The organism is Eubacterium sp. 3_1_31 (assembly GCF_964249515.1).
Classification (GTDB): domain Bacteria; phylum Bacillota_I; class Bacilli_A; order Erysipelotrichales; family Erysipelotrichaceae; genus Longicatena; species Longicatena caecimuris.
This window is the reverse complement of record NZ_CAXUBY010000004.1, coordinates 11,450-24,564: the sequence shown is the minus strand read 5'-3', so window position 1 is coordinate 24,564 and position 13,115 is coordinate 11,450. Positions and strand designations below refer to the sequence as shown.

The window sequence follows — 13,115 nt, the reverse complement described above, 5'->3', positions numbered from 1 at the left end:
TAAATTTTGTTATAATGGTACATGAAGGAGTTGATATTATATGCTTCGCACCGAAACAAGAAGTATTCGTGTTCGTGATCTTATGATAGGAGGTAACGAGCATGTTGTGATACAAAGTATGTGCAATACACGTACCAAGGATATTGAAAAAACGGTTGCGCAAATCTTACAATTAGAAGCTTGCGGCTGTGAATTGGTACGCATGGCTATCATTGATGAAGAGGATGCAAAAGCAATCAGAGAAATTCGTAACCGCACCCATATTCCTCTTGTCGCTGATATTCATTATGATTATCGCCTAGCGATAGCTGCAGTAGAAAATGGAATTGACAAAATTCGTTTAAACCCTGGAAACATTGGATCGAAAGAAAATGTACAAGCAGTGGTAAGTGTTTGCAAGCAACATCATATTCCTATCCGAATTGGCATAAATAGTGGCTCTTTAGAAAAAGACATCCATGAAAAATATGGCAAACCGACAGCTGCAGGCATGATGGAAAGTGCTAAACGCCATGTAGCAATTTTAGAAGAGTTGGATTTTCATGATATTTGTCTGTCTTTTAAATCAAGTGATCCCTTATTATGTATTGAGGCATATCGCTTAGCAAGTAATACCTTCCCTTATCCATTACATTTAGGGGTTACAGAAGCTGGTACTTTTATTGGTAGTGCTATTAAAAGCAGTATGGCATTAGGTACTTTATTGAATGAAGGCATTGGTGATACGATTCGTATCAGTGTAAATGGTGATCCAGTAAATGAAATCACAATTGTAAAGCAATTATTAAAATGCTGCGGGTTATTAAAAAATACACCAAATTTAATTGCCTGTCCTACTTGCGGTCGTACAGCATGGGATATGCAACCTGTTGTCAATGAGATAGAATCCTTTTTAACAACGATAGATTGTGATATAAATGTCGCTATCATGGGTTGTGCTGTAAATGGTCCTGGAGAAGCTAAACATGCAGATATCGCGATTGCCGGTGGCAAACAAGAAGGATTGTTAATAAAAAAAGGCGTTGTCATTGAAAAACTTCCACAGGATAAAATAGTGGAACGCTTAAAGCAGGAAATCCGATCATTTGCTGCAGAACCCAAAAAAGATAATTGATATTCAAAAAAGTAGGCATTCCATTAGGATTTACCTACTTTTTTCTTATCATTTTCAATAGTTGGAACTAAGATCTAACGTATGCTGAACTATTATCATTTTTTACTTAATAAACACATAGTCTTATCTAAAAATAGCAAATGCATTACACAACTTCATTTTTTAACTTGTCCAATAAATTCGCATCAAAAACACCTTGTTTTAACATTGCGATTTCATGCTTATATGGTGCATGTCCGTCCACATAAGGTGTTTCTAATATTTTAACGACATCTTGAATTCGCTTGTTATGTACGATTGCATGCAGCTTATCATAGCCAATTTCGCCAAAGCCAATATTCGCATGACGATCCTTACGAGCACCTTGAATATTTTTTGAATCATTAACATGTACACATGCTAAACGATCTATCCCAATGATCGCATCAAATTCATTCAAAAGAAGATCAAAATCACTTAAATCAAATCCTGCATCATGCAAATGACAAGTATCCATACAAACCTTGATATTTTCAGGATGTTTCACATGATCAATGATGTAGCGAATATGCTGAAAATTATAGCCAAGTTCGCTACCTTTCCCTGCCATCGTCTCGATTGCTATCTCTACATCACCAATCTGTTTCATAGCTAGATCTAATCCATCTACGATCTTAGCAAGTCCAGCATCTTCGCCGGCCTTTACATGACTGCCTGGATGTAAGACCAAAATGCTTGCTTCTAATTGTTTGACACGTTCAATTTCCTTTGCCAAGAAATCAACACCGAGTTCAAATGTTTCTGCTTTCGCACAATTTGCTAAATTGATGATATATGGTGCATGTACGATCATGCTGCTTTTTTCTATATCATGTAACTTCATGATCTCATGTGCTTCTTTTATGCGCAGTTCTTCCATTGGCTTTCTGCGTGTATTTTGAGGTGCACCTGTATATAACATAAATGCATTTGCACCATATGAAATAGCTTCTTTTACGGCTCCTAATACATATTCAGGAGCAGACATAGATACATGACTACCTATTTTCATTCGCTATTCCTCTTCTCTAACATCTTTTGTTTAGCACGTTCTTTCTTTTGACGCTGAATATCTTCTTGAATCATAGCACGTTTGGCTTTTCGTTTTAATTTTTCTACTTCCTGCTGACGCTTTTTCTTATAACCTGGCTTTACTTTTTTCTTCTTACGAGAAACAATCTTTGCAATTTCTTTCTCTAATGGGTCATCTTTGCGTACTTTCTTCTTATGCAAAGGTTCTAAATCGCACCACTGACCATTTTTTATGGTTTTATGATCAAAATGAATGCCTCGAACTTCTAACTGACGTATAGCAGTATCATCTTTTTTTTCATATAGTGCATAACAGATACCCTCATGTCCTGCTCTGCCAGTACGTCCGCTACGATGGATATAATAATCTAATTCTTTAGGAAACCCCATCGATATAACATGAGATATCCCTTCAATATCAATGCCACGAGCTGCAATATCGGTTGCCACTACATATGATTTTTGCAAATTGGACAAATCCTTCATCGCTTTCGTGCGCTCTCTTGGAGTTAAATCTCCATGCAATTCTATTACACCATAACCTGCATCTCGCATATTGCTTGCCACATTGGCAGCTTCACTTCGCGTATTAGCGAAGATTAAGCAAACATATGGGGTAAAAGAAGGTAAAATCTCTAATACTTTTTCAGCATATGTTTTATGCTGGACAGGCACTAAAATATGTTGGATCTTAGGATGAAATGCACTTTGTTCTTCAATTTGTACAGTTTGCGGATGATCCATATATTTCTTTAGAAACAAGCGCAGCTCCTGAGGAATCGTTGCTGAAAAACTCATCATCTGCAAGTCCTTGCGCATCTTCCCTGCAATCGCATCTACATCTTCCAAAAAGCCAAATTCTAAAGTCATATCAGCCTCATCCACCACCATGATATCTGCGGTATCCACGCGCAAGACCTGTTCGTTTAAAAACAAGTCCTTAATACGACCTGGAGTTCCTACAACAATATGTGGTTGAACTTTTAATTGTTCAATCATCCGGCTCTTTTCAATTCCGCCTGTAATTAAACGGATGACGAGTTTGGGATCCGCTTCACTCATCTTTTCACATCGCTGATAAATCTGTAAGGCTAATTCTCTGGTAGGTGCAGTGATTACCGCCTGCACACAAGGTTTACTGCTGTCTACTTTTTCCATAATAGGAATCAAAAAAGCGTGTGTCTTCCCTGTCCCTGTCGCTGAAATACCGATAATATCTTTTCCTTTACAAGCCATAGGGATTACCGCCTGTTGAATCGGTGTAGGTTCTATAAATTTTTCAAGTTCAATAAACATTTTTGTATGTTTTTGAAACATATAATCGCTATATTTACTCATGAATGCCCCTCCTTTTTTAAAAGCAGCTCTTCTATTATACATGAATCCTTTTTGTTGTAAATAAAAAACACTGTTTTTACTTCCTTATTATACCCGAAATTCTAGTATTTTCCTATCTTTTCACTCATAAAATACGGTATAATAACAACAGGAGGAACGCTTATGAAGGTAATAAAAGTCACTCCTCGCGGTTATTGTAAAGGTGTCACAAGAGCCATTGCTCTTGCTCGCAAAACAGCGATGGAGTATCCCGATAAAAACATTTATGTTTTAGGTATGTTAGTACATAACCGTTTTGTCATGCAGGCTTTAGATCAACTGCATATTCATACCATTGACGATAAAACGAAAACAAGATTAGCATTGCTGCAAGAGATACCATCTGGCAGTGTAGTTATTTTTACTGCTCATGGAGTTGCCCCAGCAGTAAAGCAAAAGGCCGCAGAACTTGGCTTAATTGGTATTGATGCCAGCTGTCCAGATGTTGTAAAGACACAAGCTATTGTACAAACAAAATTAGAAGAAGGATATGATGTGTTCTATATTGGAAAAGCTTTTCATCCAGAAGCTGAAGCTGTCATCTCATTAAGCCCAAAGGTTCATTTAATAACAAATATGGAAGATATTCAGCAGTTGCCTACGACAATGTCTAAGGTTTTTGTCACAAATCAAACAACAATGTCAATATTTGATATTGAAACATTATTTACCGCGATTGCTCAAGCATATCCGCAAGCAGAGTTTTGTGAAGAAATCTGCAATGCTACAAGAATCCGTCAGCAGGCCATAGCTGAGCTTGATGCTGCTGAAATAGATGTCTTATATGTAGTTGGTGATAAACATTCCAATAACTCCAACCGCCTTGCTCAGATTGCAAAAGAGCAAGGGATCGCAAATGTTTTTCTTATTGATGATGTACACGATATCACTGATGAACAATTGGCTAACTGTAAAGCTGTAGCTATTACAGCAGGTGCTTCCACACCAACCTATCTGACAAATCAGGTGATTCAGTATCTAAACAGCTATACACCAAAATTGGCGAAACCTATTACAGAGGTGGCCAAAATCTTGCAATAAGCTTAAAAAGATAAAGTACTCTATATGATAAATAGCCATCAGAATTTAACGTTTTGATTATTAAGACTGTATAATGATTGTAAAAAATCTGTGTTTCTAGCCTTATTTAGCCGGAAACACAGATTTTTTTGATTGCGCCAATTTATTTTTTATACGTTGTATATCCTGTTTTAAATCAGCATAGCCAACATGATGTGGCTGTAACTGCTTCAAAATATTTTCTTTCTTTTCAAGAACATACATCCAATATTCTGTAAACAAAGGATGTTGATCTAAAAAAACACCAAACAAAATCTCATCTTCAGTTAATGTTTGCTCACCGCTATGTACCGATAATATTTGATAATAGTGCTGTTCATGCACCAGATCCTCACCATCAATCACAAAATGATGCTCATTCAGCCATCGTCTTAAATCATCGACATGATTATTCGATTGTAAAACAAGTTGTGTACAATGATGTGCTTTTTCTATGTCCTGTGCCAGTATGGAAGTAATACTTTCCCACCCCATACCAGCGATCGTAATACAAGTAATATCATCCGCCACATTCTGTAGACCATCACTTAATACGGTATGGATTCGATCTTCAAGATGCACTTCTTTAATTGCCTTTGCACCCCGCTGCAATGGTCCTATATGAATATCACAGGCATAAGCTTTTTCGCACTTCCCACTTTGCATCAATGCTATTGGAAGCATAGCATGATCACATCCGATATCCGCTAAAATGCAAGGGCTATTTACCATATCGTAAATAGCCTTTAATCGTTTACTTAATTTCATCTTAAGGTTTATCAACAAAATCCTTTAAACGTTTTGAACGGGTTGGATGTTTTAGTTTACGTAATGCCTTTGCCTCAATTTGACGAATGCGTTCACGAGTAACATTAAATTCCTTGCCGACTTCTTCTAAAGTTCTTGTTCTTCCATCATATAATCCAAAACGCAGACGCATCACCTTTTCTTCACGTTCTGTCAATCCTTGTAATACGGTATTTATTTCATCCTTTAACAGCTGATTGTTCGCATATTCATCTGGTGATAAAGCCTCTTTATCTTCAATAAAATCACCCAAATGTGAATCGTCTTCTTCACCGATTGGTGTTTCTAAAGATACTGGTTCTAGAGCAATCTTCTGAATTTCACGTACTTTTTCAGGAGAAATGTTTTCCATTTTCGCTGCAATTTCTTCTGCCGAAGGATCTCTTCCTAAATCTTGCACCAATTGACGCTGAATACGTGTCAATTTGTTAATGGTTTCAACCATATGTACAGGAATACGGATTGTTCTCGCCTGATCCGCTATGGCACGGGTAATTGCCTGGCGAATCCACCATGTTGCGTATGTTGAGAATTTAAATCCCTTTGTATAATCAAATTTTTCTACTGCTTTAACAAGGCCCATATTTCCTTCTTGGATCAGATCCAAAAACAGCATGCCTCGGCCTACATACTTTTTAGCAATAGAAACAACCAGACGAAGATTGGCTGAAATTAATTTCTTCTTAGCCTCTTCATCTCCAGCCTGTATTCTTCTGGCAATTTCTGGCTCTTCTTTCGGATCCAGCAATTCTACACGACCAATTTCTTTCAAATACATTTTAACCGGATCATTAATCTTAGTATGAGAAGAATTGGCAAAAGATTGTTCTAAGCTTTCAATCTCTGCTGCTAAAGAGTCTTCCTCTTCATCTTCATCATCTAAAAAATCAATGTCGTCATCATCACCAACAAGAGCGTCGTCATCTAATAAGTCAACATCGTCTTCATCATCTTTGACAGCGATGCCGTTGTCGCTGAACCACTGCAACAATTCATCAAAGTCTGCATCACTCATATCTAAATGTTCAACCGCATCCATGATATCTTTTTGATACAGTACCTTATTGACCTGATATGCTTCCTGCAATTCATCTTTGATTTCATCTAATGTCTTATATTCCTGCAGCTGTGCTTTGGCTTTCGTTTTTTTCATATCTCTACTTCCTTCCTTGGCAGAGCCGTTCTCCGCGTTCTTTGATAAGTTGGTTTTTCTCACCTGCTAGCTTGGCTTTTTCCATAGGATCATTCACTGTTTTGATTTTTTCATTCAGCATTTGGATCTTATCATCAAGGAAACAGTCCTTAACCTTTTCTACCGCTTCTTTCAATACTTCCATATCTACCTCTTCTCTTGCTAGCTCCCAATCTGCTATATCAAGTGCTAACGTCTTGACCGTTTCTTCTTTGATGGTATCTAACAAATCAGCGATTTCCATGAGCGTATGCGTGCGATAATAATCGATGATATAGATTGCAAGCTTATTACAAGTATCATCCTTCAAAAAACCTAATTCTTCTTTATAGTAGTTGCTGGCAGAAATACCACTTAACATCTGCGAGAGTATTTCGTATTCGGCATGACTTCGTCCACTTTTGGGAAAAGTCAAAAAACTTCGTTTTCCAAATGTTTCTTTTTTCTGAATCTGTCGTTCATTTATAGCAGTATTTTTTTCCTGCATATCAAAATCAGTCAGTTCACGAAGTCGGATATAATAGCTTTCTTTTTCAAAGTCATCCTGCAGATGCTTTATGGCATCAGCCATTTCCATTGCAAATTCTTTTTTCTGTGAATAATTATCTAAGTTATATCTTGTTAATAGGTATTCAAACAGAAAGTCTATCCAAGATAAGGTACGTGAAGAGAGAGCGATCAGTTCATCTTTACCATAAGCATCAATGATCTCATCCGGATCCAATCCATACCGATTATCGACGATTTCAAATGCAATTTGTTCCTGAACGGCCATCTTCCCAAACTTATAAGTTGCATTTTTTCCTGCCATATCCCCATCATAACAAACAACGATAGGAACATGAAGCATCTTTAATAATTGCAATTGTGTTTTGGTGATCGCTGTTCCTAAAGTAGCAAGCGCATTATGCAATCCAACCTTTTCAAATGCTAAAACATCCATTGCACCTTCAACCAAGAAGACCTTTTTGGCTTTTCTTGCTTCTGGTTTCGCCCGATGATAGTTAAAGATTAAATCCCCTTTTTTATAAACATCAGTTTCTGTTGTATTTATGTATTTCGCCTCGTCACTTTCTTTTATGCGGCGGGCTGTAAATCCAACAGGATGACCATCTGCATCATGAATTGGGATCATGATACGATTCGCAAACACATCTTTCATCCCCATAGAACTCATACGGGCAAGACCGGCAGCTAAAATGTCACTATCCGGTATTTTTTTTGCATGAAGGAAACGATATAATGCATCTTCTTCAGGATTATACCCAATTGCAAAGGTTTTGATAATCGCGTCAGTAAGATTACGTTTGTATAAGTATTCTTTTACATGACGAGCATCTAAAGTATCTAATTGATAGTGCGTATATTCAATTGTTTCTTGATTTGCCTTATATAAGGCAGCTAAATGAGGGTCGATTTTTTTGACAGGAAGAGCCAAAGAATGCTCAATGGGTACTCCGGCATACTCTGCCACTTTATAGACTGCCTCAATAAAAGAAATTTTTTCATACTTTTGGATAAAACCAAAGACATTGCCGCCTGTCCCACATACAAAGCATTTAAAAATCTGTTTATCCGCATTTACTGACATGGATGGGTCATGATCATCATGAAAAGGGCACTGAGCAACATAATTACGCCCTTTTCGTGTTAAAGGAACATAGCGTCCTACGACATCAACAATGTCAGCTTTGGCGCGAATCTGATTAATTTCCTGCTCACTTAATCGAGCCATGCGCTACACCACACTTTTCGCTTATAGTTTGATACGTTCTTCAATATATGATACTAAATCATTCAGATTTACACGTTCTTGTTTCATTGTATCACGTTCACGTACGGTTACACAGTTATCTTGTTCTGTTTCAAAATCCACTGTGATACAGAATGGTGTACCGATTGCATCATTACGACGATAGCGTTTTCCGATACTTCCTGCATCATCATAATCACAATTTGCAACAGGCGCCAACATCTGGAATACTTCCATACCTTTTTCGCTTAATTTCTTTGACAATGGTGTAATACATGCCTTAATCGGCGCAAGGAAAGGATGCAAATGCATAACGATACGCGTATCATTTTCTAATTCTTCTTCATCATAAGCATCACATAAAAAGGCTAACATCAAACGTTCCACACCAACGGCTGGTTCCACACAATATGGCAAATATTTTTCATTCGTTGTAGGATCTAAATATTCTAATGATTTTTTACTTGCTTCTTGATGCTGTTTTAAATCATAATCTGTACGGTCTGCGATTCCCCATAACTCACCCCAACCAATTTGAGAGTGAAAGTTATATTCAATATCACAAGTACCCTTGCTATAGAAAGCAAGTTCTTCCGGTGTATGATCACGGAAACGCAAATGCTCAGGATCTACCCCTAAATCTGTCAAAAATTTCATACAGTAGTTTTTATAATATTCATACCATTCTAAATCTGTTCCCGGCTGACAGAAGAATTCCAACTCCATTTGTTCAAATTCACGGGTGCGGAAGATAAAGTTACCTGGCGTTATCTCATTACGGAAGCTCTTACCGATCTGACCAATACCAAACGGCAGTTTTTTACGCATAGAACGCTGAACATTTTTAAAATTGACAAACATTCCCTGCGCTGTTTCCGGACGTAAATAGATGGTATTTTTACTATCTTCCAAAATACCTTGAAAAGTCTTAAACATCAAGTTGAACTGACGAATATCAGTAAAGTTGTGCTTACCACATTTCGGACAAGCTATATGATGTTCATTGATATACTCCATCATCGCTTCATTGCTCCATCCTTCGACACTGACTTCACCATTTGTTGCTTCTTCAATCAGCTGGTCAGCACGGAAACGTGATTTACATTCCTTGCAATCCATCAAAGGATCGCTAAATCCACCAACATGTCCACTGGCAACCCACACACTAGGATTCATCAAGATAGCGGATTGGATACCGACATTATATGGTGATTCCTGAATAAAACGGCGCCACCAGGCTTTTTTTATATTTTCTTTCAATTCCACACCTAACGGCCCAAAATCCCAGGTATTAGCCAAACCACCATAGATTTCACTACCCTGATAAACAAAACCACTGTTTTTCGCGTGGGCCACGACGGTGTCAAATAATTTTTCGCTGTTCATAGATACGCCCCTTTCAAAAAAAACACATCAGCTGATGATGCTTAGCGAACAATTAAAAATAGTTACAAGAATACACTATAATATAACACTTTTTAAAGGAAAATGTCAATGCGAATCGTGTGATTTTCCATGATGTTTGCGCATTTTGTTTGAGTTCTGCTTTCCTTTTGTCACCAATTCTTTTTCCACCTAGAAAACATTTGTTTACTTAAGATAAAAAAAGCCCTATTTCAGATTTCATCAAGCATTCACTATTACATTTTCACAAAAAAAATGAAGGATCAAATTAACTTGATCCCTAATTCTAATAATATTACAATAGCTATTCTTACATTGCTATGATCGTTTTTAAAAATTTTACACTTTTCAAAGATATTCCGGCGTATTCATAAAAAAATGCATACAAATCTTCAAAATTTTGATAGGTAAAAGCTTGATAGCTTTTCAAAATATCATAATGTTCCATATGCGCCTTACACAACAAACGAAATACTTTCAAATCTTCTTTAGAACGCATAGCATCCTGTTCCATACGGTAGCAGGAATGACATATGAAACCACCATCCCTTATGGAGATTGCATAAATTGCCTTTTGATTGCCACAGCGCACACAACCATCCACGTAAGGTTCAATACCATGCATACGATTCATGATTGCTTGAAATAAACATAAAATCCGTATTGGATGCGTTGTTTCTTGTAAGATATCCAAAACCGTTTGCACGACCTCAAATACATCTTCCTCAAATTTACTGGCATCTATACATTCACAAACATACGCAGCAATGCTTTGCTTTAATAGATCTTCTCGGATATGGCGATAGCCTTCGATAATTTCGGCATTACGTAATGTGTAAATACTGCGTGTTTCTTGTAAAGGCAACTGCATACGTACATGGGTGAACAATTGACATGCCGGAGCGTTTTTGCTTTTCACCTTTTGAATTCCCCTGGCATTCACATGCACAATGCCGCGTTTTCGACAAAGCACATGTAAGATAGCATCGTGTTCACGATATTCCTGATAACGAATGATGATGCCTTCTAACTCATCCTTCATGCGTATCCTCTAATTCTAAATAGCCGAATTGCTGCAATTTGTTACTGCGATTGCGCCAATTCTTTTCTACACGCACATATAATTCAAGTTCTACTTTTTTATGAAATTTCTCTTTCAATTCTTTTTGTGCAGCTAAGCGAATGCTGCGAATCATCGCCGCCTGTTTTCCTATCAAAATAGCTTTTTGCGATGTGCGTTCCACGACAATAAGAGCCTGTAAGAAAACAGCGGTAGCTGTTTCTTCTTTTCTTTCAATAACGACTGCTACGGAATGAGGAACTTCTTCATTAGTTTTATACAAAACCTTCTCACGAATGATTTCAGCTATCTGAAATTGTTCGCCGTGATCACTCACCATTTCATCTGGGAAAAATTTCGGTCCTTCTTCTAAATAACCCTTCGTGACTTCCAGTAAGTCATTCAGATTATCCTTTTGCAAAGCGCTGACGGGAAAAATTTCTGCAAACGTGTGACGTTCTTGCCATTGTTGCAGAGTACGAATTAGTTTTTCTTTGTCTAAAAGATCAATTTTATTTAAGATCAAAAAACATGGGATATGCGATTGTTTAATTTTTTCTAATAAAAATTCATCCCCACTGCCAAAGCTTTGTGTAGCATCCACGACCCAGAAATTAACATCAGCTTCTGCAATTGCTGTATAAGCATTACGATTTAATGTTTTCCCTAGCTCATGTTTAGGTTTATGGATTCCCGGCGTATCCGTAAAGATAAATTGCGCATCCTCTCTGGTCAGTATTCCACTAATATTGTTTCTGGTTGTTTGCGGTTTCGGGGTGGTAATGGCAATCTTCTCATTTAATAGTGCATTAAGCAGTGTGCTTTTACCAGCATTCGGACGTCCGATAATAGCGATAAATCCTGATTTATAACTCATGATAGATCCTCACTGTCAAAACTCATTGGCAATAATTCCGCAATCGTTGTCACCAATGTATCTTTTCCATTGCTTAAAACAATCGGTGTATCCTTTTCTAATAGCTCCACAAGTACCTGACGACAAGCTCCACAAGGCGTGCCGATCCGTTTACCATCGCTGACAATTGCTAAAGAAACAATATCCTGCTTGCGATAGCCTTGAGAATAAGCTGCAAATATTGCACTACGTTCAGCACAATTGCTTAAGCCATAGGATGCATTTTCAATATTGGCCCCTTGAATATATGTACCATCTTTTGTCTTTACACAAGCTCCTACATGATATTTTGAATATGGCGCATAGGCATTTTTCATCGCCGCGAATGCTTGCGTTAAAATATCATCATAACATTCCATAAATTTTACCTCCTATAATAATGATTCCTGAAATAGCTGCTGCTATGGATATTACCAATACAGCGGCAGCTGCATAGTCTTTGATTTTTTTGGCTTCCAATGAATATTCCGGTGAGATTTTGTCAGTAATGGTTTCTAATGCACTATTGATAAATTCAAAGGCAATCACCAGTGCGATCATAAGAATGATCACAAGCCATTCCCATACTGTTAAGTGCAAAAAGATACAGGCAATAAAAACAAATAAGCCTATCAGACATTGTAAAGCAATGCTGTGATCATGCCGAATACCATCAAACAATCCCGCAAACGCATAGCGGAATTTATTTATGAACTTTTTTAGGAACGATTGCATCTAATATCACATCCTGTAACGCAAACATTATTTTCTCATCATCTTTTTCCATATGATCATACCCTAACAGATGAAGCAGACCATGGGTAAACAAAAAACACACCTCTCTGCGCAACGAATGACCATATTCCGCTGCCTGATCTACCACTGCTTGAACATTTATGAAAATATCTCCTAATTCATCCAGGCCTTCCATCATTTCATAAGTATCATCTTCATCTTTTAGCGCAAAGCTGATAACATCCGTAGGACGGTCTATATGACGATACTCACGATTGATTTCATGAATCATTGCGGGGTCCACAAAAATGATAGAAGCGTTGTAATCTTGTGATAAAGATAATATCATTTTCGTCCGTTCGGCGATTGCTACAAAATCTTTTTTATAACGATTCCAGCGTTTCTCGCTGCTTTGATTGTTGATGATAACATTCATAAGAAACACACTCTCTTTCATACTGTTTTATTATAACATGGTTTATGATGCTCTTCCTATAAGTTTTTGCATTCTTTCATAGCAATCGAATGTTTTAAGGATAAAGATGGATATCACTAATATTAAATTCAACATTTCTTTTTCATTTGCGGTATCCATATGTAAGTATTGTGATACCATTTATGTAAAAGTTCTGTATACATCAGGTAAAAATTCTGTTAAAATAAGAGTGT

13 protein-coding genes are annotated in these 13,115 nt (G+C 37.2%); 2 read left to right on the top strand and 11 right to left on the bottom strand.

Annotation, left to right across the window (positions count from 1 at the left end):
• Window positions 1-40 precede the first annotated feature (40 nt).
• A complete protein-coding gene (gene ispG / locus ACESSZ_RS02560; protein ID WP_196029530.1) occupies window positions 41-1,114 on the top strand; it encodes a flavodoxin-dependent (E)-4-hydroxy-3-methylbut-2-enyl-diphosphate synthase in 1,074 nt (357 codons plus the stop codon).
• A gap of 145 nt (window positions 1,115-1,259) precedes the next feature.
• Here the strand turns inward: ispG and ACESSZ_RS02555 are convergent, their stop codons facing one another.
• Window positions 1,260-2,144 (bottom strand): deoxyribonuclease IV, encoded by an 885-nt coding sequence (locus ACESSZ_RS02555; RefSeq protein WP_331866856.1) that lies wholly within the window; start codon window positions 2,142-2,144, stop codon window positions 1,260-1,262.
• A complete protein-coding gene (locus ACESSZ_RS02550) occupies window positions 2,141-3,502 on the bottom strand; it encodes a DEAD/DEAH box helicase (protein WP_008688424.1) in 1,362 nt (453 codons plus the stop codon). The genes ACESSZ_RS02555 and ACESSZ_RS02550 overlap by 4 nt, the downstream gene beginning before the upstream one ends.
• A gap of 162 nt (window positions 3,503-3,664) precedes the next feature.
• On the opposite strand from ACESSZ_RS02550, the gene ispH reads away from it, so the two are divergent.
• A complete protein-coding gene (ispH, locus tag ACESSZ_RS02545; protein WP_008688423.1) occupies window positions 3,665-4,582 on the top strand; it encodes a 4-hydroxy-3-methylbut-2-enyl diphosphate reductase in 918 nt (305 codons plus the stop codon).
• Between the two features lie 102 nt (window positions 4,583-4,684).
• Here the strand turns inward: ispH and ACESSZ_RS02540 are convergent, their stop codons facing one another.
• From ACESSZ_RS02540 to ybeY, 9 genes are all read right to left on the bottom strand, one after another.
• Complete coding sequence (locus tag ACESSZ_RS02540; RefSeq protein WP_017144654.1) at window positions 4,685-5,368, bottom strand: tRNA (adenine(22)-N(1))-methyltransferase; 684 nt, start codon at window positions 5,366-5,368, stop codon at window positions 4,685-4,687.
• Between the two features lies 1 nt (window position 5,369).
• The gene (gene rpoD, locus ACESSZ_RS02535; RefSeq protein ID WP_499842683.1) at window positions 5,370-6,560 is read right to left on the bottom strand and encodes an RNA polymerase sigma factor RpoD; all 1,191 of its coding nucleotides are present in this window, start codon (window positions 6,558-6,560) and stop codon (window positions 5,370-5,372) included.
• 4 nt (window positions 6,561-6,564) lie between these two features.
• Window positions 6,565-8,334: a DNA primase gene (gene dnaG, locus ACESSZ_RS02530; RefSeq protein ID WP_119983376.1), complete on the bottom strand. Its 1,770-nt coding sequence runs from the start codon at window positions 8,332-8,334 to the stop codon at window positions 6,565-6,567.
• Window positions 8,335-8,355: 21 nt separating this feature from the next.
• A complete protein-coding gene (locus ACESSZ_RS02525; RefSeq protein ID WP_008688414.1) occupies window positions 8,356-9,738 on the bottom strand; it encodes a glycine--tRNA ligase in 1,383 nt (460 codons plus the stop codon).
• 328 nt (window positions 9,739-10,066) lie between these two features.
• Entirely contained in the window at window positions 10,067-10,798 is a 732-nt protein-coding gene (gene recO, locus ACESSZ_RS02520) for a DNA repair protein RecO (protein ID WP_119983377.1), read from the bottom strand.
• Window positions 10,788-11,693, bottom strand: coding sequence for a GTPase Era (gene era, locus ACESSZ_RS02515; protein ID WP_008978399.1), 906 nt, complete (start codon window positions 11,691-11,693; stop codon window positions 10,788-10,790). Before era ends, recO begins: the two co-directional genes overlap by 11 nt.
• Window positions 11,690-12,091 (bottom strand): cytidine deaminase, encoded by a 402-nt coding sequence (cdd, locus tag ACESSZ_RS02510; RefSeq protein ID WP_008688411.1) that lies wholly within the window; start codon window positions 12,089-12,091, stop codon window positions 11,690-11,692. The genes era and cdd overlap by 4 nt, the downstream gene beginning before the upstream one ends.
• Window positions 12,078-12,446, bottom strand: coding sequence for a diacylglycerol kinase (locus ACESSZ_RS02505; RefSeq protein ID WP_119983378.1), 369 nt, complete (start codon window positions 12,444-12,446; stop codon window positions 12,078-12,080). Before ACESSZ_RS02505 ends, cdd begins: the two co-directional genes overlap by 14 nt.
• Window positions 12,415-12,882: an rRNA maturation RNase YbeY gene (gene ybeY, locus ACESSZ_RS02500; protein WP_270355169.1), complete on the bottom strand. Its 468-nt coding sequence runs from the start codon at window positions 12,880-12,882 to the stop codon at window positions 12,415-12,417. Before ybeY ends, ACESSZ_RS02505 begins: the two co-directional genes overlap by 32 nt.
• Between the last annotated feature and the right edge of the window lie 233 nt (window positions 12,883-13,115).

Excerpts from the sequence above, each read along its gene's own strand:
- ispG (WP_196029530.1), top strand. The coding sequence starts at position 41 with ATGCTTCGCACCGAAACAAGAAGTATTCGTGTTCGTGATCTTATGATA.
- ACESSZ_RS02555 (WP_331866856.1), bottom strand. The coding sequence starts at position 2,144 with ATGAAAATAGGTAGTCATGTATCTATGTCTGCTCCTGAATATGTATTA.
- ACESSZ_RS02550 (WP_008688424.1), bottom strand. The coding sequence starts at position 3,502 with ATGAGTAAATATAGCGATTATATGTTTCAAAAACATACAAAAATGTTT.
- ispH (WP_008688423.1), top strand. The coding sequence starts at position 3,665 with ATGAAGGTAATAAAAGTCACTCCTCGCGGTTATTGTAAAGGTGTCACA.
- ACESSZ_RS02540 (WP_017144654.1), bottom strand. The coding sequence starts at position 5,368 with ATGAAATTAAGTAAACGATTAAAGGCTATTTACGATATGGTAAATAGC.
- rpoD (WP_499842683.1), bottom strand. The coding sequence starts at position 6,560 with ATGAAAAAAACGAAAGCCAAAGCACAGCTGCAGGAATATAAGACATTA.
- dnaG (WP_119983376.1), bottom strand. The coding sequence starts at position 8,334 with ATGGCTCGATTAAGTGAGCAGGAAATTAATCAGATTCGCGCCAAAGCT.
- ACESSZ_RS02525 (WP_008688414.1), bottom strand. The coding sequence starts at position 9,738 with ATGAACAGCGAAAAATTATTTGACACCGTCGTGGCCCACGCGAAAAAC.
- recO (WP_119983377.1), bottom strand. The coding sequence starts at position 10,798 with ATGAAGGATGAGTTAGAAGGCATCATCATTCGTTATCAGGAATATCGT.
- era (WP_008978399.1), bottom strand. The coding sequence starts at position 11,693 with ATGAGTTATAAATCAGGATTTATCGCTATTATCGGACGTCCGAATGCT.
- cdd (WP_008688411.1), bottom strand. The coding sequence starts at position 12,091 with ATGGAATGTTATGATGATATTTTAACGCAAGCATTCGCGGCGATGAAA.
- ACESSZ_RS02505 (WP_119983378.1), bottom strand. The coding sequence starts at position 12,446 with ATGCAATCGTTCCTAAAAAAGTTCATAAATAAATTCCGCTATGCGTTT.
- ybeY (WP_270355169.1), bottom strand. The coding sequence starts at position 12,882 with ATGAATGTTATCATCAACAATCAAAGCAGCGAGAAACGCTGGAATCGT.